At 42.4% G+C, this 22,104-nt stretch carries 23 protein-coding genes and 1 pseudogene; 12 read left to right on the top strand and 12 right to left on the bottom strand.

Features of this window, described 5'->3' with window-relative positions; translation table 11 throughout:
• Positions 1 to 809: 809 nt before the first annotated feature.
• The 3 genes from H6G92_RS34325 (at position 810) to H6G92_RS40955 (ending at position 3,371) form a co-directional block, all read left to right on the top strand.
• The gene (locus H6G92_RS34325) at positions 810 to 1,181 is read left to right on the top strand and encodes a hypothetical protein (protein WP_190900807.1); all 372 of its coding nucleotides are present in this window, start codon (positions 810 to 812) and stop codon (positions 1,179 to 1,181) included.
• 213 nt (positions 1,182 to 1,394) lie between these two features.
• The gene (locus H6G92_RS34320; protein WP_190900804.1) at positions 1,395 to 1,583 is read left to right on the top strand and encodes a hypothetical protein; all 189 of its coding nucleotides are present in this window, start codon (positions 1,395 to 1,397) and stop codon (positions 1,581 to 1,583) included.
• Positions 1,584 to 1,733: 150 nt separating this feature from the next.
• Positions 1,734 to 3,371 (top strand): PAS domain-containing sensor histidine kinase, encoded by a 1,638-nt coding sequence (locus tag H6G92_RS40955; protein WP_190900802.1) that lies wholly within the window; start codon positions 1,734 to 1,736, stop codon positions 3,369 to 3,371.
• Positions 3,372 to 3,523: 152 nt separating this feature from the next.
• Here the strand turns inward: H6G92_RS40955 and H6G92_RS34310 are convergent, their stop codons facing one another.
• Together H6G92_RS34310 and H6G92_RS34305 are read right to left on the bottom strand one after the other, a co-directional pair.
• A complete protein-coding gene (locus H6G92_RS34310; RefSeq protein ID WP_190900800.1) occupies positions 3,524 to 4,795 on the bottom strand; it encodes an IS1096 element passenger TnpR family protein in 1,272 nt (423 codons plus the stop codon).
• Positions 4,788 to 4,964 (bottom strand): hypothetical protein, encoded by a 177-nt coding sequence (locus H6G92_RS34305; RefSeq protein WP_190900798.1) that lies wholly within the window; start codon positions 4,962 to 4,964, stop codon positions 4,788 to 4,790. Before H6G92_RS34305 ends, H6G92_RS34310 begins: the two co-directional genes overlap by 8 nt.
• 14 nt (positions 4,965 to 4,978) lie before the next feature.
• Between H6G92_RS34305 and H6G92_RS34300 the strand changes: the two genes are divergently transcribed.
• The 5 genes and pseudogenes from H6G92_RS34300 to H6G92_RS34280 all read left to right on the top strand — a co-directional run bounded on the left by H6G92_RS34300 (position 4,979) and on the right by H6G92_RS34280 (position 6,726).
• Positions 4,979 to 5,227 (top strand): hypothetical protein, encoded by a 249-nt coding sequence (locus H6G92_RS34300; protein WP_190900796.1) that lies wholly within the window; start codon positions 4,979 to 4,981, stop codon positions 5,225 to 5,227.
• Positions 5,228 to 5,239: 12 nt separating this feature from the next.
• A complete protein-coding gene (locus H6G92_RS34295; RefSeq protein ID WP_190900794.1) occupies positions 5,240 to 5,494 on the top strand; it encodes a hypothetical protein in 255 nt (84 codons plus the stop codon).
• Positions 5,491 to 5,898, top strand: a pseudogene (gene vapC / locus H6G92_RS34290) (type II toxin-antitoxin system tRNA(fMet)-specific endonuclease VapC). The gene H6G92_RS34295 and the pseudogene vapC overlap by 4 nt, the downstream one beginning before the upstream one ends.
• A 22-nt stretch (positions 5,899 to 5,920) precedes the next feature.
• Positions 5,921 to 6,391: a Cys-tRNA(Pro) deacylase gene (gene ybaK / locus H6G92_RS34285; protein ID WP_190900792.1), complete on the top strand. Its 471-nt coding sequence runs from the start codon at positions 5,921 to 5,923 to the stop codon at positions 6,389 to 6,391.
• 191 nt (positions 6,392 to 6,582) lie between these two features.
• The gene (locus tag H6G92_RS34280) at positions 6,583 to 6,726 is read left to right on the top strand and encodes a hypothetical protein (RefSeq protein WP_190900790.1); all 144 of its coding nucleotides are present in this window, start codon (positions 6,583 to 6,585) and stop codon (positions 6,724 to 6,726) included.
• Positions 6,727 to 6,730: 4 nt separating this feature from the next.
• Here H6G92_RS34280 and H6G92_RS34275 read toward each other — a convergent pair whose 3' ends face one another.
• The 8 genes from H6G92_RS34275 to H6G92_RS34245 all read right to left on the bottom strand — a co-directional run bounded on the left by H6G92_RS34275 (position 6,731) and on the right by H6G92_RS34245 (position 18,236).
• Positions 6,731 to 7,291: a nuclear transport factor 2 family protein gene (locus H6G92_RS34275; RefSeq protein WP_190900788.1), complete on the bottom strand. Its 561-nt coding sequence runs from the start codon at positions 7,289 to 7,291 to the stop codon at positions 6,731 to 6,733.
• 152 nt (positions 7,292 to 7,443) lie between these two features.
• Positions 7,444 to 8,274: an oxidoreductase gene (locus H6G92_RS34270; protein ID WP_190900786.1), complete on the bottom strand. Its 831-nt coding sequence runs from the start codon at positions 8,272 to 8,274 to the stop codon at positions 7,444 to 7,446.
• 393 nt (positions 8,275 to 8,667) lie between these two features.
• Positions 8,668 to 9,567, bottom strand: coding sequence for an alpha/beta hydrolase (locus H6G92_RS34265; RefSeq protein WP_190900784.1), 900 nt, complete (start codon positions 9,565 to 9,567; stop codon positions 8,668 to 8,670).
• Between the two features lie 46 nt (positions 9,568 to 9,613).
• Positions 9,614 to 10,171 (bottom strand): DsbA family protein, encoded by a 558-nt coding sequence (locus H6G92_RS34260; RefSeq protein ID WP_190900782.1) that lies wholly within the window; start codon positions 10,169 to 10,171, stop codon positions 9,614 to 9,616.
• 306 nt (positions 10,172 to 10,477) lie between these two features.
• The gene (locus tag H6G92_RS40610) at positions 10,478 to 10,600 is read right to left on the bottom strand and encodes a hypothetical protein (protein WP_277926825.1); all 123 of its coding nucleotides are present in this window, start codon (positions 10,598 to 10,600) and stop codon (positions 10,478 to 10,480) included.
• A gap of 122 nt (positions 10,601 to 10,722) precedes the next feature.
• The gene (locus H6G92_RS34255; RefSeq protein WP_242059433.1) at positions 10,723 to 11,193 is read right to left on the bottom strand and encodes a cupin domain-containing protein; all 471 of its coding nucleotides are present in this window, start codon (positions 11,191 to 11,193) and stop codon (positions 10,723 to 10,725) included.
• A gap of 390 nt (positions 11,194 to 11,583) precedes the next feature.
• Positions 11,584 to 12,213: a response regulator gene (locus tag H6G92_RS34250; RefSeq protein WP_190900809.1), complete on the bottom strand. Its 630-nt coding sequence runs from the start codon at positions 12,211 to 12,213 to the stop codon at positions 11,584 to 11,586.
• An 8-nt stretch (positions 12,214 to 12,221) separates the two neighbouring features.
• Positions 12,222 to 18,236 (bottom strand): AAA family ATPase, encoded by a 6,015-nt coding sequence (locus H6G92_RS34245; RefSeq protein WP_190900780.1) that lies wholly within the window; start codon positions 18,234 to 18,236, stop codon positions 12,222 to 12,224.
• A gap of 192 nt (positions 18,237 to 18,428) precedes the next feature.
• Between H6G92_RS34245 and H6G92_RS34240 the strand changes: the two genes are divergently transcribed.
• Together H6G92_RS34240 and H6G92_RS34235 are read left to right on the top strand one after the other, a co-directional pair.
• On the top strand, positions 18,429 to 18,602 hold the full coding sequence (locus H6G92_RS34240) for a hypothetical protein (protein ID WP_190900779.1): 174 nt from the start codon (positions 18,429 to 18,431) through the stop codon (positions 18,600 to 18,602).
• Between the two features lie 37 nt (positions 18,603 to 18,639).
• Complete coding sequence (locus H6G92_RS34235) at positions 18,640 to 18,951, top strand: helix-turn-helix domain-containing protein (RefSeq protein ID WP_190900777.1); 312 nt, start codon at positions 18,640 to 18,642, stop codon at positions 18,949 to 18,951.
• 474 nt (positions 18,952 to 19,425) lie between these two features.
• On the opposite strand, the gene H6G92_RS34230 is transcribed toward H6G92_RS34235, so the two are convergent.
• Positions 19,426 to 19,731 (bottom strand): hypothetical protein, encoded by a 306-nt coding sequence (locus H6G92_RS34230; RefSeq protein ID WP_242059432.1) that lies wholly within the window; start codon positions 19,729 to 19,731, stop codon positions 19,426 to 19,428.
• Positions 19,718 to 19,939, bottom strand: coding sequence for a hypothetical protein (locus H6G92_RS38980; RefSeq protein ID WP_199345095.1), 222 nt, complete (start codon positions 19,937 to 19,939; stop codon positions 19,718 to 19,720). Before H6G92_RS38980 ends, H6G92_RS34230 begins: the two co-directional genes overlap by 14 nt.
• A gap of 240 nt (positions 19,940 to 20,179) precedes the next feature.
• On the opposite strand from H6G92_RS38980, the gene H6G92_RS34220 reads away from it, so the two are divergent.
• Both H6G92_RS34220 and H6G92_RS34215 read left to right on the top strand, forming a co-directional pair.
• A complete protein-coding gene (locus tag H6G92_RS34220) occupies positions 20,180 to 20,977 on the top strand; it encodes a hypothetical protein (RefSeq protein WP_190900773.1) in 798 nt (265 codons plus the stop codon).
• Between the two features lie 78 nt (positions 20,978 to 21,055).
• A complete protein-coding gene (locus H6G92_RS34215) occupies positions 21,056 to 21,958 on the top strand; it encodes a hypothetical protein (RefSeq protein WP_190900771.1) in 903 nt (300 codons plus the stop codon).
• Positions 21,959 to 22,104 lie beyond the last annotated feature (146 nt).

The raw sequence follows: 22,104 nt of genomic DNA, 5'->3' as shown, positions 1-22,104 counted from the left end.
TTGTTTTGTTCTATGAGGATACTTTTGAATATAATCAAAAACCATAACTAATTGCGAAAAATAGTAGACACTTAGTTCACCATTTTATCATTTTTCTTTTCCTCAGTTAATATTTCGGACAAGTCTATTCAAGAAGTTGTACGAGGGATAGGGCAAAACTTTCCGCTTCTAGTGTCGTGCTATGCCAGTTGTCAAAGGAGTGCTGTAGAGACGCTCTACAAAATTGATACAGCGCTCAACAGAGTTCAGTTTCCACTCTACAACTGGCTAGAAATGAACAAAACCAAATAGGATTTCAAAAGATGTAGATAGTTAGCATTGCTTGTCTGTGATCATCAGTTGAGTATTCAGTATATTAAGATACTTTGCAGTAATATATGCAGAAGTTTTTGGAGTCGTTGGGGAAGCTGAATCGCGCTTATTTGAATCGGTTGGAAGAGAAGGTGTTGAGTTTGCTGGAGTCCGAACTGGAAACGAAATAATTTACTAAATCTGAGTTTAGATTTTCTGCCACCTGATAGGCGCATCAAACTTTATCTTTACTTACGTTGAAATCAGATAGCAATTACTGTCAGGCGCAGCGAGATGATACTTATTCAATAGCTTGAATGACGAGGATATAATTAATACATCAAATTTTTTAGTATGTATTTATTATGTGTAAATAATACTTCTGCTGTTACATTTTTCTTCAAAAAGCTGTTTCTTAAACCCTACTTTAATAAATGATTATCTTTAGATAATGCTCGTATATTAATTAGTAAACAAGGAGACTTAATATTAGTTTTTCGATTTTTTAGAGAAGAGAAATGAAGAAATTCACCAGTTTGATGGTTGTTGGGGCAGTATTGTCGATGAGTGCGCCGGCATTGGCCCAAAGTCGTGCGGTTAATGTGAGTATTGGCAGTATTGGTGGTGCATTAGATAATGCTGCTTTGCGAACAGTTCGCCAAGTTATCGGGTTTGCTGTCGGTGCTGGCACTGTCGATAAATTTATTGTATATAGTCCCAGGAATGGTTCTCCCATTCCTATCGAAGGAGGTTTAGAAGCTTGTGCCGAAGCTGGCTTCGGGATAACTGATGCCAGATTTAATGCTTTTATTCAGCAGTTGCGTTCAATTACAGCCCGCGAAGGAACTTTCTTAAATGTAGAACTTACTGCAAGCTGTAGACTCAACTAAAAATGTTGGTACTTAACCCTCTTGTGTTACTTTTGGAAAACAATATCAAGGCTTAGTTCTGAAACTGAGAGCGATTGGGTTCTCTCCATTTGGTACAAGAGGGTTAAAGGTAAGGGTGGCTGTTGGTGCTTGTAAGACGCTAGGATCGTGAACTGACCAGTTGGACTAAAGCATCTCAAATCTTATGATTACTTGCCTGCTGAATGTCAACAGATGCAGTTAATCAGCGATGCCTGCGGCGGGCTACGCCTACGCATCAGTAGATTACGGGAAAACGAGAACTTGGAAGATGCCCCAAGTGCTTTGCTGAAGCATTTGGGGAAACTGAAGCGACCGTATTTGACTGCTGTTGAAGAGAAGCTGTTGAGTGTGATTGAGCGAGAATATGGGATTATAGATTAATCAATTAGCTAAAATCGCAATTTGAGCGCGTTGTAGAGCTTGGCTTTAGTTTAATTTTCACTGTATTTATAATTATTCAGTAATCTTGACGTTGTAACTAGTGGATATACTTAGTTACGTTGAAGACAAAATTTAGATAACAAGATTACTGTGTTTAATCTGGAAGATTTCTTCAACCTTTCAACTGACCTATTTTGTATCATCTCAAGGGATGGTTGCTACCAGCAAGTCAATCCTGCATGGGAAAAGGTATTGGGATGGAAACCAGAAAACTTAATTGGGCATTATTGGTTAGAATTAGTACATCCAGAAGATATTGCAATCAATCAGCTACCAACTGAACCACTGCAAAATTTGCACTGGGATAACCGTTATCTTCACAAAGATGGCAGTTATCGGTGGTTGTCTTGGAGTCTTTCTACTAGCCAACAGGGACTCATCTATGCAGTAGGGAAAGATGTTAACCAGCAGTTGCGCCAAATAGAAGCACTCTCAACGGAACGCCAAAGCCTTTATAACCTACTGAATCAGCTACCCGCTTTCCTTTATCTGCAACCCAATGATTATGGCGTAGGATTTTATAACCAACGCTTCCAGGAGGTATTTGGAGATCCTACAGGGAAACGTTGTTATGAGGCGATCGCTGGGTTGAAGCAGCCTTGTCCAGTCTGTCCTACCTTTCGCGTCTTTGAAACTAATGCTCCGCAACTTTGGGAATGGGTTGATAGTAAAACAGGCAATGTGTATCAGATTTATGATTATCCGTTCAAAAATATGAACGGTGAACCAATGGTTGTGGAAATGGGTTTAGATATTACTGCTGTGAAAAAGGCAGAGGTAGCCTTGCGACAGCGCGAGAAGGAATTAACCGAAAAAAATCAACAACTCCAAGATGCACTAAAACAATTAAAAAAGACGCAAGCGCAACTAATTCAAACTGAGAAGATGTCTTCTTTAGGACAACTAGTGGCTGGAGTGGCTCATGAAATTAACAACCCTATTAGCTTTATCAATGGTAATGTTACTCATGCTAAAGAATATGTTCAACAATTACTAGAAATACTACAACTCTACCAACAAGAATATCCTGACCCTCCACCAGTAATTCAGTCAGCCATTGCAGCGAACGAGTTAGAATTTATTACTGAAGACCTAAAAAAATTGCTCGATTCCATGAAAATGGGAAGTGAGCGCATTCGTGATATTGTACTATCCTTGCGGAACTTCTCTCGACTGGATGAAGCCCAAATGAAAACCGTAGATATCCACAGTGGTATTGAAAGTACACTATTAATTTTGCAAAACCGCCTCAAACCTAAATCCAATCAGCCGTCAATTGAAATTATTAAAGAATACGGTCAACTGCCTTTAGTAGAATGTTATGCGGGTCAACTTAACCAAGTTTTGATGAACATCATCATTAATGGAATCGATGCTTTAGAAAATTTGTCTATTATTAATCAGCCAGACAACCCACAAATCGTTATCCGCACTCTCGTACTCAACTCAGATTGGATTGCGATTGAGATTGCTGATAATGGCATAGGAATGACACCAGAAATTCAACAGCGTATATTTGACCCGTTTTTTACGACCAAACCAGTAGGTAAAGGAATTGGTTTAGGAATGTCAATTAGCTATCAAATTATTACAGAAAAACATCAAGGACATTTAAACTGTATTTCATCTCTAGGAGCAGGAACTAAATTCATAATCGAGATTCCCATTCAACAAATTAAACCTATACAAACAAAGATACAAGAAGCTCATAATATCCCAGTTATATAACTAGTGTCTTTTTAGGAACAAAATAGCAAGGTTGTCAATAGATAATTATCCTGCACTAGCTGGACTGCAACTGAAAACCAATATAGAGCGATCGCACTACCAATTCTGACACGTAGATATGGATTGGAACGTAGCCCATTGCAGTAGCAAATCTATTCCCAGCTTTCTCCTTCTTCACCATACTGCGCTGGCGGTTTACCATGAGATTCAAGAATCTTGGGCTTTTTCATTTTGTCATTAGCTGGTTCAATTTTCTCTACATATAAATCAAATTCCCATTCTTGCAGTAAATCAAAGATAAATTGTAAATGACTGCCTACCTCTAAGGATAAGCCGCCTAAACGAAAATCGCAGGTATCAGGGGGAATTTCGACAACAGGATGATTAAATTCCAAAGTTCTTCCTAAACGGTCTTTGTGAATAAATCTGTAGAGGTGTTCTGGATCAAAATCAAATGCTTGCACAATTGCGGCAGCGACTTCATCTAAATTGAAGTAACTAGGAATAGCAATCCGTCGCCAAGCATCCTGTAAAGTGGCTTTAAATATATAAACACCCTCAGTAAAACCGCCTTCAGCAATCACCAAAGTTTGTGACCATTCCGAGAAATAGGGTTGGAGATAAGGTTTTAAATTGTCAAAAGCTATGCGAAAATCCAACCGAAAAGTGGCGTAATCTTCTATTTGGATATTTGAGCGACTTTCTGTTAATACAGCCATGAGAGCATTACCCCAAGGCTTGGGGTTTACATGAGTAAAACGCCAGCCTTTAGCGGCTTGTGGTTTGACTGATGTCAGTTCAATTAATCCAAATAAATGTAAGAGAGCGAGATTGTGGAAACCAGGATAATAAACTAATTTATTTTGTTCTGAGTAATTATTAATTTTTAATCCTGATGATGGGAGATTGTTCCAAAATAATAAACAGCGATATGCTTGGTCAAACATATCTCTTTGGTCGCCTAAGAGTTCGCTTTCTCCCCAAACTAACCAAGATTCTAGCAGGGTAAAATATTGTTCTGTGTGGTTTAATCCTTGCCAAATTTGCAGAAATTTTTGGTCTAAAACTAACTTGCTCTCTTTACCTTCGGTAATAACTTGAGACAGTCCAGAGGTGCGGAGGAGGAAATAAAGACCGTGAATATAAGGATAGGATTTTTGGACAGGACGTTTGAGGTTAATATCTATGGGATAACTCAATTGTGAGTTAAGTTGTTGTAGATACTTAAGCGATAATTGGTGATAAGTACTACTAACTTCAACGCCGTTGGGTTGGAGAAGTTCTAAAATAGTTTGAAAATCCCGCAGAATTGTTCCTGGGATATCTTGAGTAATGGTTTGCTGTTGAAGTAGTTCTTTTTTATCTTCAGTCAGTGGTAGTTTATCTCGGATTTGATCTGGAATGAGGGAAAATAGGTTACTCATCTGAGTTGAGAGGAGGAATTTGTATGCCGGTTAATCTCACAACTTGGCCATTTTGCCAAATGCTAATAGATTCTACTAAACGGCGGTGTCTTTCAATAGCTTTTTTCATAGCGAGTTTAACACCTGCGTCGATTTGGCTAGATAATTTCTCAGGAATTGGCTTATTCATCCGAATGTCAGCAGATGCAGTTAATCAGCGATGGTGCTATTTCTCCCACAGGAAGCGATGCCTGCGGCGGGCTACGCCTACGCATTCATAGGCTATGGGAAAATCAAAACTTGGAAGAGACTGCCCATGCTGTCTTAAAGCACTTGGGAGAGTTGAAGCGACCGTATTTGACAGCTATGGAGAAGAAGCTATTGAGTGTGATTGAAAAAGAATACGGCATTATAGATGAGATACCCCGTAATTTTCAGTCAACCAAAGACTAGGATAAAACAGTAATGCAGAGTATAAAGTTATGTTCTCATGTTGGGGCTGATGGCATTTTGCACCTTGAGATTCCCGTTGGCATCACAGACAAAGAAATGGAAGTCGTGGTGATTTATCAACAAATAGAACCATCAACACCTACAAAAACATCAGAAGAACTGGGATGGCCACCCGGCTTTTTTGAGCAGACTTACGGTAGTTGTCAAGACGATCCAATTGTTATTGACTATGAAGGTGATTTTGAGACAAGGGAAGAAATTGTGTGAGGTACTTATTAGATACCAATGTTTGCGCTCGTTATCTCAACGGTAGGTCACTCTTAATTCGAGAACGCTTACGCTCAACAAATGTAAAAGAGATTGCTGTGTGTTCGATAGTCAAAGCAGAGTTGTTTTATGGCGCAATGAGAAGCAATAACCCAACTAGAACGTTAGCAAGACAGCAATAGTTTCTTAACTTATTTGTTTCTTTACCATTTGATGATTCTACAGCACTGCTTTACGGGAGAATTCGTGCAGAATTATTAGCGAGTGGAACACCGATTAGCCCCAATGATTTTCAAATAGCAGCGATCGCCTTGACACATAACTTAACATTAGTCACACACAACACCAGAGAATTCAGTCGTGTTAGTGGGCTGGTGATTGAAGATTGGGAGCTTGAGCAATAAATAATATCTTTTGTGGACTTGAATGAAAACCAATGCTGCTCGACTACTTGATAAACTAGGTATTCCCTACGAAATCCTGAGCTATGAGGTTGACCCTGACGATCTGGCTGCTGAAAGCACAGCCCAAAAAGTAGGGCTTCCTCCAGAGCAAGTTTTTAAAACTCTAGTAGTCAGAGGTGATACAACAGGTATCTGTTTTGCTGTTGTGCCAGGAAATGCTCAGTTAGATTTAAAAGCTTTAGCTCGAATTTCAGGAAACCGCAAGGTTGAGACGGTTGCCCTCAAGGAAGTGCAGCCACTAACAGGATACATCCGTGGGGGTGTGACAGCTTTAGCTAGCAAAAAAGACTATCCAGTTTACCTTGATGAAACAGCAATCCCATTTGAGCAGCTCACTGTTTCTGGTGGAATGCGAGGAATGCTGCTTCTGCTATCCCCATCTGATTATTTACGTGCCGTCAGTGGCACTTTGGGAGCAATTGTACAAAATTAAGGGTCAGTGGATGGATTTGTTCTAGGTTATAAACTTGCTAAAACAAGCAATTCAGTTTGCCAACCTTCATTATGGCTTAGGGTAACAGGTAAAGGGCTGCATTAGCGTTACACACAGGCAGAATAACTTTCAGCCCAAGTCAAAGCCAGTGCCCGCGACGTCTCTACGCCAATACCTAATGCTGCTCCAGAATGATCGCTCGCTTGCCAGAGAGATCGATTCCTTTTACTACCTTAGCAGAGGTGGAATGCCGTCCGAAAGGTATCGTGGGTGCGATTTCAACCTCATCATTGCTTCGTTTTCAAAATGTTAGCGATCGCCTTGAACTTCAATAGTTTGTCAATTCTTTTTACTTACAGAAATGCGTTGCCACAGATCGGTAAGCTCAATAGTATCGAAGAATGCTACTACCTTGACAATACGCCCATTTTTCATGGTCATATACCAGGAATAGGTGTTGGTATAGGGTTTGCCGTCTTTGGCTGTTGCTGTTCCATCCCATAAGGCAATTACCATGTCGCCCTCGGCATAAATACCTCGGACACTGGGTACTATTCTGGCGCTCAATCGCTCGTTAATTGGTACTATGGCTTCCTCCAAAAACTGCTTGCGGCTGGTGTAAGTTTTGGAAATCGGACTTCTGCCTGTAATCGTCCATTCCACATCATCAGCCAGCAGATCGAAGAAACTACCAGTGTTATTTGCCCATTTAGCAAAACCTTCGCGTACTATTTCTTTATTCTGGCTCTGATTAGATTGGACAATCTTGCGAATCTCTGCTTGCTTTGGCTCGGCTGTAGCACTGGCCACAGGTGCTGCGGTGGCTATCATCAAACCAAAGCCAATTAATCCAAAGCTAATTAGTAATTTACGGTGGGGGGCAGTGGTGTATTTTTTCATAAAACCTGTTTCTGGATTAAGTCTGTGTAGAAAACGCTATTTTGTCTTTGTTATCGAATCGAAACGTCAGGCCGCCTGATCTATCAGTATTTCCCATGCAATCAAAAACACCAGAGATTAGGCTGTCTTTTTATGGCTGAGTTTTCCACTCGTTATCTGAAATCGGTAGACTCAGCTAGAGTTCGCCATTTTGCCGTCTCTTGCTCGACGTAAGCGTTCTTCTCGGCTATTGTCTGAAGTGTATCTGTGCCTAGAGGTAACCGCAGAGGTGGTTCGTCTGTGTTGACAATCTCCAAGATGGCTGGGGCGAGCTTAGTGGGATCTCCTGGCTGTTGGTAGTTAAGTCCAGCCGCTACGTCACGGATTTTCCCGACCGTCTGGGCATAATCAGGGATTTGCACTGCACTCGGACGTAGCGAACTGTTATCAAGAAAACCGGTGCGGAAGTATCCTGGCTCAACCACCGTCACGTGAATTCCCAACGGGGCTAACTCCCCATGCAGGGCTTCGGTAATGCCTTCGACGGCAAACTTGGTTGAGCCATAGATGCCCCATCCTGGGGAGGAGCGATAGCCACCGATCGACGATAAATTAATGATGTGTCCAGAGCGGTGCTGACGCATACTGGGTAGCACAGCACGGGTGACATTTAGTAGCCCGAAGACATTGGTGCGATAAACGCTCTCAACCTCTTCGGCACTGCACTCTTCGACAGCTCCTAGCAAGCCGAATCCAGCATTGTTGACCAACACATCGATTTGTCCAAATTTTTCTAGACTTGTGGCGATCGCTGCTTTTACCTGAGCCTCATCGGTGACATCCATGCTCAGTACTAATGCATCTTTACTGGTTGCGAATTGTTGCAAATCGTTGTGATTGCGGGCGGTGGCAATTAATCTGTCACCTGCTGCCAGAACTGCTTTCGCAATCTCGGCACCAAGGCCCCGTGAAGCACCAGTAATCAGCCATGTTCTCTGAGTCATGATTTATCTCCTTAAAATTATTAGGCTTATACCAATTTTGTATGAAGATGCACATAACAAGACCCCCCTGAGTCCCCCCTTGGCAAGGGGGGATGGCGACAGCCGGGGGTAAATATATGGAGCTTCACATTAAATTGGTATTAGTAGCAAAGCTTCGATATGCAATATCTCGTATCCAGCAAACTTGAATTTTGTAACGGATTTGCTATTGGTGTTTGCATGAATTCAATATAGGAAATTGACTCGAACTTGTAGTCAACCCAGGGTTGACTGTTTTACACAATAGTATGATTGATGAATTAGTCAATCTAAAGATGGTAGGTGATTCCAACTTAAGTTGGAATCAAAATTCAACCGAAGGCACAACTTAGTCACAAAACAGGTGCTTCAGGTTTATTTCAAATATTTCTCGAACCATCTCAAGGCAGTTGTACTTGCAATCTCGAAGCCCTCTCCCTCGAAGGCATCAAAGTGTCCACCTTTCAAGATTGTGAGAGACTTTGGCTCCATCGCACGTGCATAGACAGAGGCGGCCAAGTCGGCAGGTGCAAGAAAGTCCTTTTCGCCCACAATCAGGCATAGGGGGGTGGGAAAGATTGCCTCAATGTGAGGAATCGGTTCGTAATAAAGACAGTGTTCAACCGATTCAAAGGTGAGTCGATTCTCCCATCTCCCCTCGCTGGCACTCTTAGCCGATTCAACCCAATTGAATGCGTCGGGTGTCGGTAGCACGCTGGGTTGACCGGGTGGAGCAACTAACGGGAAGTAGTTCACCTCTTTGGTTTGATAGCGTTTTATCCGCTCTTGTGAAAGCAGCTTCGTGAGTTCTTCGAGTTCAAGTGGAGAAGTCAGGCGGCGGGAGTTGAGAAAGCTACTCACTGTAGGCATTTGTGCCACAACCGCTTTCACACGCCGATCGAATGCGGCCAGATGCAGTACATGACCACCGCTATAGGAGAAGCCCCACACACCTATGCGCTCAGGGTCAACTTCACTTTGTAGTTGAGTCCAAGTGATGGCATTGCGGTAGTCTTCATGCTGCTCGGTAGGAATAATTTGCCCACGAGGTTCTCCCTCACTAGCCCCAAGGTAGCGATAATCGAACAGCGAAACGACAAACCCAGCTTGAGTGAATTTTTCGGCAAATTGCGGCAATCCCATTTCTTTCGTCAAGCCAATTCCATGAGCCATAACAATGGCGGGAAGGCGATCGCCTGATACGACTTGATCTGGAGTGTAAAAGGTGACGGAACACTTTAGCCCTTTACTTTCAAAACTGGTTCTTCTTTGCATAACTGCTTACTTTCTGATTGTTAGTTGGGTTTCAAACCCAGGAACATTAATGGCTTGCAGTAGCAATAGCTGCGATCAACTCTTTAAGGTTCCAGCGATCGCTATACCGAATCCCATTAATAAACAAAGCTGGGGTAGCCGTTACTCCACTGTGGATGCCACTTTCGATATCTTGATTGATGCGCTCAAGATGCACATGCTTACACATATCTTGGAGAAATTGGAAGATATCAAGTCCTAGATCGTCGGCATACTCTACTAAATAACCATCTGCTAAATGTTGTTGATGGATAAACAAAATGTCATGTATTTGCCAAAACTGACCTTGAACAGCCGCCGCTTCCGCCGCTTCTGCCGCACGTAGAGCTTGAGAATGAATTTGTATCTGCGGAAAATGGCGGAAAATAAAGCACAAATAATCCTCTCCCAACGAAATACTCAGTTGTCGCCCAATGACTTTCAGCAACCGATAAACATTCGCACTCTCTTGACATTGATAATCTCCATACATCACCAGTACCACAGTGGCACTTAACATCCCCTGTTTACGATCCTGGGTTGAAGGTGGGACAAATAATAAACGGTGCTTACGGTCATTGTTCACTGGTACCTCCGAGGGGAAGTATGTTTACCAAAAGTGATGTCTGCGGTGGGCTACGCCTACATCCCTTTCTGTGCTATCTGTATTTAGCAAACTTGAATCTTGCAACCCGATTGCTATCTGTGTTTGCATGAATTTAATATATGCAATCGGCTGGGATTTGTCGTCCACTCAAAGTTGGCACTTTTATTTAGTCGAGTGGACGATCTTTTAACCCATCTCACAATGGAAGACTAACTCCAACTAAAGTTGGAATCCAACAAAATGCCTCAATTTAATCTTCAATCAGCTGGGGGATTTTTAGGCAGACTAGCTGGACAACGCCAAATCGTGGTCGGTAGTAGTGGATAGTGGCAGCCATGCTTCAATTTGCTTTGCCATTTTCGCGGCATTGTTCTGGAGGCGATCGCATCCTTCCCAAGGGGTTTTCATCTCCTGTGTTGGTTTTAGGTGTTATTTGGTGTGCTGGCTTTAGCTCTTGTGGCTTTATTTCGCCATTGAGCGATCACTCAAGCTTTTTGAGTTACAACGCACTTTAATCGTTTGCAGCCTCTTTAGCTGGCGGACAGAGGAGATCCGACGATCCAAGTGTCATGCTGAGATGAAAGATCAGTCCAACCTTCTGGCGGCGTTTGACCTATTTGGGGGAAGAATTCGTCAATATCGCCGGGTACGAAGATGAAAAGCATCCGAGCCGCTCCCGGCCCCAGGTTCACGAATCCATGCACGCTTTTACGGGGTACAACAACCGTTGTTCCAGGCCCGACCTCGAACTCTTCACCCGCGCAGTGAAAGCGAAATCTGCCTTCAAGTATTTCAAATATCTCCTCTCTATCTTTGTGATAGTGAAGTGGCGGGCCTGAGAACGCTGGGACACGCACTTCGAGGATTGTGAAAGCCCCGCCGACATCTGTGCTGGGTACGCGGATAGCCATTTGCTCACCAGGCATTGTATCGAACCAATTGAGGTCTTCGCCTCGGCTGACAATTGCAACTTTATTTTTACTCAATTCGGTGTTCATCATTTTAGGTCTTAATAATTGTGGGATTGAGGATCAAAGCACGTCATTATTTGCAGCAATTATCGCTGCCATCAACTCTGCTGACGATCCTGGGTTGAAGGTGAGACAAATAATTAACAGTGTTTCTGAGGAGAAGTATGTTTACCGCAAGTGATACCTGGGTTAGACTACACCTACATTCCTCTGTGTGCCATCTGTATTCAGCAAACTTAAATCTTGCAACCCGATTGCTATGTGTGTTTGCATAAATTTAATATAGGAAATTGACTCTGAGTTGTCGTCCACTCATAGTTGGCACTTTTATTGAGTCGCATGAACGATCGCATAACCCATCTCACAATCGAAGATTAACTCCAACTAAAGTTGGAATCGAAAGTTAACCAAAAGAACAGCCTACAAACTAACAATCCCGCGTTTGACCGCAATAATCACAGCTTGAGTGCGATCGCTGACTCCCAATTTACTGAGAATGCGATTAACGTGAGATTTGACAGTACTTTCGCCAATAGTTAGAGCAGCTGCAATATCTGAATTACTCATTCCTTGCGCCATTAAACCCAGTACCTCTAGCTCTCGTTCGCTCAGTTCTGGGTTACTCATACGCTGCACTAGCTTTGCCCCTACCTCTGGCGGAATGTATTGCTGACCGCGATTAACCATGCGAATGGCATTGAGAAGTTCGTTAGGTTTTGCATCCTTGAGCAGATAGCCTTTTGCACCTGCCTGCAATCCGCGATAGATATCTTCATCGCCATCATAAGTGGTTAGCACAATAATTTGGGCAGGTTTAAATTGGGTACAAATCGCAGTAATGGCTTCCACTCCTCCCATCTGCGGCATTCGCAAATCCATCAAAGTCACATCCGGTTGATGTTCGCTAAAGAGAGCGATCGCCTGTTGTCCATCTTCTGCTTGAGCAATTACCGTCATTTCAGGATCGCGGTTAATGATGGTTGCCAATCCTTGTCTGAAAATGGAGTGATCGTCAACAATTAAAACGCGAATTGTACTGGATTGGTCGATCATAGTTCTCATCCTTGATTGACTATGACAGTAATTTCTGTTCCCTGCCCAGGCTGACTTTCAATTCTCAATTGCGCTCCAATTCGCTCTGCCCGTTCGCTCATTCCTAATAATCCAAATCCGCCAACAGAGGGAACGCTACCTACTCCAAAGCCTTGTCCATTGTCTTTGATACACAAACTACATTGTGCATCCCCATACACTAACTCAAGGCGAATTTCCTGAGCCTTTGCATATTTAATTGCATTTGTCAATGCTTCCTGCCCAATTCGTAGTAAGTTATTCTCCACTTCGGCGGGTAAAGGATAGGCTGTACCCTGAATTTCGTAAATCAAAGCAGTATCATCGGTAGCAGACCTCATTTGCGTTACAAGACGATTGAGAGCGCTAGATAAATCGCCTTGCTCTAACAACTGAGGACGGAGTGCTGTGACTGAGCGACGAGCTTCACTCAGCCCGATTCGTGCCAATTCATCGATCATGTCGAGATGTGCCTGTGTTGCTTCTAAATTATCCGTTAGCACTTGGGTTGCTGCACCAACTTGAACCAAAATGCCTGTAAACGCTTGAGCCAGCGTATCATGAATTTCCCGTGCCATGCGGTTGCGTTCCTCTAAAATCGAGGCTTCCTCAGCACGTTTGAGTTCACGTAGTGCAGCGTTTCGCTGTTCGCTGATGTCTGTGTGTAGACTATAAAATCCTACAACTTGAGCATTGCCATCGAAATGGGGTATCAAGGTAGAAGTAATATACTTTTTACCGGATGGCAAGAGCATTTCTAGTTCCAGGGTTGCAGTTTGTCCTGCTAAGGCTTGATTGATATACGGCTCAAGAATCTGATAACTCATGTCCCCCACGAGTTCACGAACAGACTTACCCAAAATCTCATCTCGACTACAGTTAAGCCACACCTCATAGGTGCGGTTGATAAATCGATGACGTTGATCGGCATCCACATAACTGATACAAGCGGGCAGAGCATCTGTGATCAGCCGTAATTCTTGTTCTCGTAAGCGAAGCTCGTCGTAGACATCGCGCAATGTGGCTTCGCTTTTCTGTAAAGCTGCTGTTCGTTGGGCAACCTGTTGCTTTAAGGTGCAATTGTAATTGGCTAACAGTTGCTCGGCTTGTTTTCGCTCGGTAATGTCTTGAAAGGTGGCGATCGCATAAGTTACATTGCCCTGCTCGTCAAAGACAGGAGTTCCCCATACCTCAACGGGAATTGTGGCGTTGTTGTGGTGAATTTCTGCATCATCAACTCTAGTGCGTTCACCTCTTAGTGCTCGGATAATTGGCATTTTCTCAGTTAGATATTTTTGCTCCGTTCCAGCTAGATAAATTTGATACTCCTGTGCAAGTTGATTGGGTGTCAGAGAAGGATCAATATCTTTAGCCAATAGCTGAGTTGCTCGCTGGTTGAAGTAATAAGGGCGACCCGATGTATCTAAAATTGCAACACCGACTGGAATTGCTTCCAGAAATTGAGTCATTTTACTTTCGCTCTCACGGAGCTTTGAGTAGAGCCTAGCATTTTCGATGGCAATGGCTGCTTGAGTTGATAGTAGATGTAAAACTTGCGATCGCTCTGGTGTAAATGCCCCAGCAGCTAATTGATTTTCAAGATACAACACACCAACTAGCTTACTTTGATTCAGCAGTGGCAAACATAAGATTGATTGAATTTTATTGTGCTGAATGTATGGCTCATTGATAAAATTACCTTGATGAGCTGCATCATTTAAAATAATAGGTTCTTGGGTACGAATAACATAATTAATAATTGACTCAGGAAGGTGATTTGCAGTTGGAATCGATTGCAATACTTGCGTAGCATAGACATTTTCATCATCACCATCATTTAGTTCACCACAAGCTTCAATCACCCATTGTTTGGCGTTTTCCAAAATTAGGAATCCGGTTCTTGCACCAGCATTTTTGATTAAAATCTTCATCAAGGAATTGAGTAACTGCTCCAGTTCAATTTCACAAGCGATCGCTTGTGATGCTTTGATCACTGCTGCTAAATCGAAAGCGATACCTGGACTATTAGAGGTGGTTTGAAAATTTGTGCGGTTTGATATGTCAGCCATGCCCGACGACTGAGGCAATAGTTGTGGATAGCGAGTTTCTAAATCTCTTACTTTCGCAGTTGCTCCCCACCGTTGATAGCAGTAATGAGCTTCTTTCATGTAAGTTTGGGCAAACTTTTCTCGGCCACGAGATAGATAAAACTTGGCAGCTAATTCATAGGATAAGGCTTCTTCTCGAAGATAGCCATTTTCTTTCGCTCCAAGAATTGCTTGTTCGTAAAACTCTTCTGCCTCAAGCAACTGACCTAAAACCCGTGCAGTCTCGGCTTCTACTAAATGATATTTATGCAAATAATTCATGGGCGCGTAATGTGCCCACTGCTTCATTTTGTCCTGACTAACCGCAATTTTTTTGAGAATTTGTTCCTGTACTTGCGTGCTACTTTCAGAATATATTGCAAGTCTTGCCAGAGCATCATAGAGGCAGTAGAAAGGAGCAATAGGGGAGCTTGTTATTAGGAGCAAATAACGTTCTGCTATGGTTGAGATTTCAACAGCCTGAGCATACTCCGAAAATAGGTAGTACAGCAAAATTTTATTGAAATAGACATTAAAAATTGCACTTTCATCATTTGCTGCTTCATGTTTTGGTAATCCGTTCTCCTCATTGTAGAATTTGCCTACTAGACGGGTTGGATCGACCGAGTGTCCCATCAAATTTGCGATCGCCTGCTGAAATATCAGATTCCAGGTTAGTGCTGTTTCCTGTTTTATTTCATGGATTGCTGCATCATATATTGTCATATAGTGGTCAACCTCCACCAGTTCATTTCCGACAACATAGGAGTTAAAGCAATAAGAGTGAGCAGCATAAGAGGCAAACTCTAAATCTCCTGTTTCTAGCCCACTTTGGTAGGCTTCTAGTAATGGCTGCAATGTGTCTCTTACATGCTCTTTCCAATGAATGATGAAGGTATTTACGATCACCAATGTTCTAGCTTTGAGTGAATGGGGCTTAGGTGATGACAATAGCTTTAATGCTAACTGTCCAAACTCATAGCCAGTCTCAATGTCTCCTACATTCCCACACAGAACTAATCCAAAATTGGCATAAGCAAAGGGAGACGTAAAGGCATTTCCATATTCAAATGATAAGCTGACTTGTTTAGCTACCAGTAGCGGCATTAAATTGGGAATAGCAATCCAGGCCGCAACCGTAATTCTGGATAGTATTCTCATTGCTGCTAACTTATCCGGCTTGCACATTTGGGGCAAATGAATCAAGTCTTCAATCGATTTTTCACTTAGAAGGCATGAGATTGCGTCTAGTTCAAGCTGAATATCTGACAGACTTGGCTGTTCGGGAAAATAAATTTCCAGTTGGTGCAACACTTGTAATCCAGTGTTGATCGCTTTTAACGGTTGATTTTGTGCCATGTCAGCTTGAATTTTGACTTCGTATACTTTTGCGCTATCAAGAACCGTTTTAGCCTGTTGCAGAACAAGCGCTGCCCAGTAATTCACCTGCTCAAAATTGCCACACAAGTACGCAACTTCTGTTGTTTCTGTGTATAGTTTTAAGCTCAGGTCATAATCTGTTTGCCAGCCAGATGCTGCCAGCCAAACTCTTGCTGTAGCTAAATATTTTTTTGACACACCATAAGCGATCGCTGCTTTTGCTTTCTGACTTGCGATTAAATTTAATCTGGCAATTTCATCCCGTTCTGTTCGCTCGGTGACAAGCTCAATCCCATAATTAAGATGATCGACAATTTCAAATAGTCGCTCTGATATTCGCTCCGGCAAAGTCTTTTTGAGTAAATTACGACCAATTTGGAGATGAACAACTTGTTTGTGCGACTCATCAATTAAGGCATAAGCTGCTTGCTGCACGCGATCGTGCAAGAATTTATAATCCTGAACCAAGAGTTGTTCATCTAACTGGGATGTCGGCACAATTAAACCTGACTGAGCCGCTACTATCAATTGCGGGAAAATTTCTCCAGATGAGCTTTCACAAATGATAGAGAGGGTGTTTAAATCAAAATCAGCACCAATACAAGCGGCGAATTGTAAAACTTGCTGGGTTGCTGGAGGCAGTTTTTTCAGTTTGCCAAGCATCAACTCAACCACATTATCGGTGATGTTCTTACCTTCAATGTGAGTGATATCCCATTGCCAACTGAGATTTTCAAAACTGAAGCTTAACAAGTTTTCTGCATAGAGCGTTTTCAGAAACTCATTGACAAAGAAGGGATTTCCGTCGGTTTTCTGCAATACTAATTCTGCCAGTGAGATGATTGTACTGTTGTCACTCTGTAATGTGTCTGCAATCAGTTGTGCGATCGCGTTTAGTCCCAACGGTGCTAACGTAATTTTGCTGGTAGTTGCTCCCTTTTGTCTGAGTCCCTCCAGCATTATCGTTAGTGGATGTGAGTAGTTCACCTCATTATCTCGATAGGCTCCAATCAAAAACAGATATTGCGTCTGGGCATCCGTCATCATCAACTCGATCAACTTGAGTGTTGCTGAGTCTGCCCATTGAAGATCGTCCAGAAAGATCACTAAGGGATGTTCTGTTGAACTAAATACCCGAATGAACTGCCCAAAGACTCGATTGAAGCGGTTTTGAGTTTCCGTTGCCCCAACTTCCGGTACAGGCAGTTGCTTGCCAATAATCAATTCAACTTCTGGAATGACATCAATGATGATTTGCCCATTGCTTCCCAACGCCGCTAGAAGTCGATTTCGCCACTGTTGCAACTGCTCGTCAGGTTCACCCAGCAGTTGTTGCACTAATCTTTGCAAGGCATGGGCGATCGCGCTGTAGGGAATGTTGCTCCCAAATTGATCAAATTTGCCTGAAATGAAGTACCCACGCTTTGCTGTGATGGGCTTGTAGAGTTCCTGCACTAACGCAGATTTCCCCACTCCAGCATAGCCACATATCAACATCATTTCGACATTAAATTGAGAACTTTCTCTGCTTTTCTCTCCTTGGCAGTAGGCTTCGCTAACATTGCCTATTGCGGCTACTCTCTCAAATGCCGTCAATAATGTGGCAATCTCCGCTACGCGTCCATACAGTTTTTGCGGAATTTGAAATTGATCTCGAACGTCTTGAGTACCTAATTGAATCTCATCAATTTGTCTTATGTCTGTAAGTTTTTGAGCGCACCATTCTAAATCTGCCTTAATACCCCAAGCACTCTGATAGCGATCCTCCGCATTCTTTGCCATTAGTTTCAAAACGATATCTGAAACTGCTTTGGGAATCGTTGCCTTCAGTTCATGAGGCGGAACAGGTGATTTGGAAAGATGACAATGGACAAGTTCAAGAATGTCTGTTGTGGCAAACGGTAACTGTCCAGTGAGCAGTTCGTAGAACGTTACGCCAAGGGAGTAAAAATCAGTACGATAATCAAGCAAACGGTTCATGCGTCCGGTTTGCTCTGGAGATAGATATGCAAGAGTGCCTTCTAGAACATGAGGGTTTTTGAAGGTTGGATTGGTGCGGTTAAATCGAGTAGCAATTCCGAAATCAATAAATTTAACGACCCCAGTATCTCGATTGAAGACAATATTGCTAGGGTTGATATCTTTATGAATGACACCAGCAGCATGAATTCTGCCGAGAATTCCTGTGATTTTAATGGCTAGGGATAGAAAAGCTGATAAGGGCATAAGGCAAAAATCTGGACGCTGCTGTATCCATCTCTCCAGAGACTCTCCACCGAAATCTTCTAAAAGAATAATCAGTGTGCGCTGATATTCCTGCTGACTATATGCCTTGATTACGCCTTCTAAGTTAAGCGATCGCGTAATTTCATATTCCTGTCTGTAGCGGGTGAGTTCTGATGCCGTAGGATAGTCTTGTTTGAGAACTTTGAGAATAACAGGCGTGCGATCTGACAACTTGATGCCACGATACACCACAGAATTATTGCTGGAATATATCTGAGCATCAACCACAATGTCAGGTAGCGCAATCATTTTTATCACCTTGTCAAAGCATAGAAAGAACCGCAAACTCAAGTAGAATTAATGCTTATTATTCAAGTTCTACTTTTAGAAGTCAATCTACCTATTATCTATGTGCTAGGAACTCCAAACGCAGTTTTTGCCCGCTTTTTTTATCTCTTTGTGAGGAATCCGGGATTAACATAGCCCTTGGGTATTGTGTATTTGGCTATCTGCCCAGACTGGGGCATTTGGTTAATTTCTGAATCACGCCAAAAGTGTGTCAGCATTATAATTGGCTTACTTTTTGTAAATGAGTTTTGCAAAGCGATCGCGTTGCTTCCTGGCTGGCGATCGCTTTTGCGTTATCACTACCTCAGTGTAATCAAAAAACTCTAAGAACACAAGTTGGTGTTGTAAATTAGAGGAGAGCTAAATGACAGAGGAGTTCTGCTTTGTGAAACTGTCCTATGTATCTCGTTTTACTTGGGATGAAGAAACAGCACAGCGATTGAGAAAACTACGGGGTAAAACTAGCCGAGATAAATTAGCGATTCAAGCTGGTCGCAGCAATACTTTTATCCAAAACCTTGAATGGGCAAACCCTGGAAATAGACCAGAATCAATTTCCAAAGAAGATGCGTTTGCTATTTGTAATGCGCTTGATGTACCTATTTGGAAGTTATTTCCAGCGTTAGTAATCAATCCTGAAAGTTTACAAGAAATATGCAAAACTCTATTGACATAATACAACACTGTGTTGTAAATTATATATACAAGAGAGGAATTGAGCGCGATGCCTCTGGGAGAAAGGAAGAAGCGCTCAAAACTCAAACCAATCAAATTGAATTAGCAACAAAACTATTAGAAACCAATAGCCGGCGGGATAAGTAGCCGCAGCCTAAAACTTGTAATGGCCAAGCCACCGCGAGATGATTCCGATGACCTACCACGTCTAAAAACTGGTTGTAAAAACTTCAATCTTTTCAGAATTAAGGCGATTATTACTCCTCAGTATGTAATCGCCTTTTCAATTGTTTCGACATGGCTGTGGCTGTACAGAGGGCACGATAAATCCAATATCTTCTCTACAGCTTTTTACTGTCTGGTGTTTTGACCATCAGTTAATACGCTTTACCATTGAACACTTTTGTAGAACCCATTTGAGATATATACAGGAGGGCAATCGAATTTGGCTGAACTACGAGCTAAGTTACAAATTTTATAGATTGATCGTCAGGATTTTTTTCTTGCTTTTTTTGTCGCTCAACACGACTGTATTGTAGGGTAATGTATCCGTTCCCAGCGGAATTGGCAGCTTAAAACTGGGGCTTTTATGATCGAGTTCGCCTAAATCAATGCTTTTCGTTATATCGCCATCTGTTGCAAGATTTGCGGTAAGTTCGCCTTTATAATCTTCAATTAAAAAGTCTCTAAAGAAAACGACTTCCCCAGCATCAGGATCTATACCAAGGATGACCGTACCGCTGAAAGTTGCGCCTTTTCGTTCTTCATCAACCGTTGCCATTGTGATTTCCGAGGGGTCTTGACCGGACATATGTGCCATAAACTTTTTTCTCTTGCGAATTCTCAACAATTGAAAATGATTTTACAAGAGCGCTATGGGCGATCGCAAAACTCTCAGGACGTATTTCTGCATTGAGTTGATACAAGATACCATCTAAGATTTGTCGCTTTGTCCACTTTGGTGGTCTGGCTTGCTTTTTCTGCGGCAATAGTGGTTCAATGATTGCCCACTATGCGTCGCTTAAGCTGCTGGAGTACGGCATTTATTTCTCATTTTACCCGTTCTTCCAAGATCCCAAATGGGTTCTATAAGGCTTCGCCAAATCTAGATTGAGAGTGTTGTGCTTTTAGCACAACAAACTGACCAATAAAAATAGGACGATCGCTGCGTCGGGAAAACTTAGCGATCGCCCCTATGCCCCAACCATCTAAAGAAGAGGCAATTTATAATGATGACACAAACTTCAGCCCCTACGCCAACAAAAGATCCGTTAACCACACGCGATCGCGAAATCATTGCAACCATCGTGAATCAGTCGGACTATTCAAAAGAGTGCCAGCCCGAAGATGTAGTAACTATCTGGATAAACTCGGATGATATCGTCTGGGTAAAAATGACTCACGGCTATGCTCGATACCATAAAGAACATTTCAAACGCGCTGTTGCAGAGGTTAAAGCGAGTCTTTCTGCTCCAGTAAAGTGCAATCACAAGCAAGCTGAGGAATTAAAACAAGCTTCTGAGAAAATTGGCTTGTTGGGTGATTGTGACTGGTTATCGTTGAGCGTCCAATACCATTCTGATAAAGTAATTGGTCACGCTGGTTGCTACACTTCGCAGAAGCCTCAACTATTAACCCCACTTGCTGAATGGGATTTCACCCTGCCGAAGTGGAATATGCCTGCTGCCATCTGTCCAGACTGCGAAGGTCATGGGTGCGGTAACTGTGGGTATCGCGGTACTCGTGCAGAAGACTTGTGTACGCCAGTAGACGGCTACCGACTGACCTATGTAGGACGCACTGACCTCCAGACGGCTCACAACGTATATCTGGACGGTGAGTTTTTGGGCATACTCTTCAAGGTCAGAAACGCTGATGAGTTATGGGAAAACGACCCCAAGACTTACTATTGGCGCTGTGGCGATGGAGTACGGTACTGGAGTGTGAAAGAGGCTGTAGAGGTTCTATCCAGGACAACTGCTCCGATTGAACTGCCGCAAGTTTGTCGGGAGTTAGTAGCAGCGTAACTGAAATGGTGGGTATTAAAACCCACCATGCAACCATAACCAATCTTTGTAAAATAAAATACAGTTCGTCTTTAAAACATGACTAGCAAGCCTTACGATCAGTTTTCTAAGGAATTATTAGAGGAGTTGTTGTCTCCTTTAGGTAGAGTAGAAGTTAACAAACAAGTCACTGATGAAGCCAGATTTGTTGACGTTTTGTTTACAAGCACACCAACTGCCCAAGCTCAAAATCTTGGATTATTAGGTAGAATCGCTGTACTAAATACGGCACTCTTGGAACCATTTCGCAATCAACCCACTAGGTCAGAGGTACGCAACTGTTTTCTGAAACTGTTCACCGTGATTGCAGACTCACAACGCAAAGCCAAGCGAGAGAAAACCAGCTTACCAGAAGATAGTTTAGCTCGTTTGTGGATTATATCGCCCAGTGCTTCCGCCTCTCTGTTGGAGGATTTAGAGGTTAAACTAGATTTAGAAAAGTGGAGCAGGGGAGTTTACTTTTTCCAGAAATGTTTTAGGGCAGCAATAGTAGCGGTTAACGAGCTACCAGTAACAGAAGAAACATTATGGCTGAGAATTTTGGGTAGAGGCGAAACGCAACGTACTGCCATTGATGAATTGCTGGCATTACCCGAAAGCAACCAATTAAGACAAAATACTCTCAAACTGATTACTAATTTGCGGGTGATTATAGTTCAACAGCAAGAACCTTTAACAGAAGATGAGCAGGAATTAATTATGAATTTGTCGCAAGCTTACCAACAGTGGGAAGAAACTACTAAACAGCAAGGAGTGCAACAAGAACGCCGTCAAGTTGTAGAAAACTTGTTAAAATTCCGGTTTGGTTCTGTTGATGAAGAGTTGTCAAGAGTCATTGATAGTTTGTTGCAGTTAGCACCAGATGACTTTGCAAGATTTTTACTGGAATTGTCTAGTTTATCCCGTGAAGATTTGCTGGCAAGATTTAATTCACACGAATAACCTGTAACTACAAATAATTAGTAATAAAAAGCGCTTTTGTGAAATCAAGAGCGCTATTTTATTGGCTCTACGCTTCACATATCACAATTAAACGGCTTCGCCAATGCAAAAGTGAAAATGCTTTTGGTACAAACAAATGAACCCTC

This window comes from Nostoc foliaceum FACHB-393, assembly GCF_014698505.1.
GTDB classification, from domain to species: Bacteria; Cyanobacteriota; Cyanobacteriia; order Cyanobacteriales; family Nostocaceae; genus Nostoc; species Nostoc foliaceum_A.
Note: the sequence above shows the minus strand (reverse complement) of the source record. Positions and strands in the feature narration are given on the sequence as shown.

What these genes read in the sequence shown, in the direction of transcription:
- H6G92_RS34280 (WP_190900790.1), top strand. Translation starts at nt 6,583, where the DNA reads ATGATCGCTCGCTTGCCAGAGAGATCGATTCCTTTTACTACCTTAGCA.
- H6G92_RS34255 (WP_242059433.1), bottom strand. Translation starts at nt 11,193, where the DNA reads ATGATGAACACCGAATTGAGTAAAAATAAAGTTGCAATTGTCAGCCGA.
- H6G92_RS34265 (WP_190900784.1), bottom strand. Translation starts at nt 9,567, where the DNA reads ATGCAAAGAAGAACCAGTTTTGAAAGTAAAGGGCTAAAGTGTTCCGTC.
- H6G92_RS34320 (WP_190900804.1), top strand. Translation starts at nt 1,395, where the DNA reads ATGCAGTTAATCAGCGATGCCTGCGGCGGGCTACGCCTACGCATCAGT.
- H6G92_RS34325 (WP_190900807.1), top strand. Translation starts at nt 810, where the DNA reads ATGAAGAAATTCACCAGTTTGATGGTTGTTGGGGCAGTATTGTCGATG.
- H6G92_RS34305 (WP_190900798.1), bottom strand. Translation starts at nt 4,964, where the DNA reads ATGAATAAGCCAATTCCTGAGAAATTATCTAGCCAAATCGACGCAGGT.
- H6G92_RS34270 (WP_190900786.1), bottom strand. Translation starts at nt 8,274, where the DNA reads ATGACTCAGAGAACATGGCTGATTACTGGTGCTTCACGGGGCCTTGGT.
- H6G92_RS34295 (WP_190900794.1), top strand. Translation starts at nt 5,240, where the DNA reads ATGCAGAGTATAAAGTTATGTTCTCATGTTGGGGCTGATGGCATTTTG.
- H6G92_RS34235 (WP_190900777.1), top strand. Translation starts at nt 18,640, where the DNA reads ATGACAGAGGAGTTCTGCTTTGTGAAACTGTCCTATGTATCTCGTTTT.
- H6G92_RS34215 (WP_190900771.1), top strand. Translation starts at nt 21,056, where the DNA reads ATGACTAGCAAGCCTTACGATCAGTTTTCTAAGGAATTATTAGAGGAG.
- H6G92_RS34220 (WP_190900773.1), top strand. Translation starts at nt 20,180, where the DNA reads ATGATGACACAAACTTCAGCCCCTACGCCAACAAAAGATCCGTTAACC.
- ybaK (WP_190900792.1), top strand. Translation starts at nt 5,921, where the DNA reads ATGAAAACCAATGCTGCTCGACTACTTGATAAACTAGGTATTCCCTAC.
- H6G92_RS40610 (WP_277926825.1), bottom strand. Translation starts at nt 10,600, where the DNA reads ATGAAAACCCCTTGGGAAGGATGCGATCGCCTCCAGAACAATGCCGCG.
- H6G92_RS34300 (WP_190900796.1), top strand. Translation starts at nt 4,979, where the DNA reads ATGCAGTTAATCAGCGATGGTGCTATTTCTCCCACAGGAAGCGATGCC.
- H6G92_RS34310 (WP_190900800.1), bottom strand. Translation starts at nt 4,795, where the DNA reads ATGAGTAACCTATTTTCCCTCATTCCAGATCAAATCCGAGATAAACTA.
- H6G92_RS34275 (WP_190900788.1), bottom strand. Translation starts at nt 7,291, where the DNA reads ATGAAAAAATACACCACTGCCCCCCACCGTAAATTACTAATTAGCTTT.
- H6G92_RS34245 (WP_190900780.1), bottom strand. Translation starts at nt 18,236, where the DNA reads ATGATTGCGCTACCTGACATTGTGGTTGATGCTCAGATATATTCCAGC.
- H6G92_RS34230 (WP_242059432.1), bottom strand. Translation starts at nt 19,731, where the DNA reads ATGGCAACGGTTGATGAAGAACGAAAAGGCGCAACTTTCAGCGGTACG.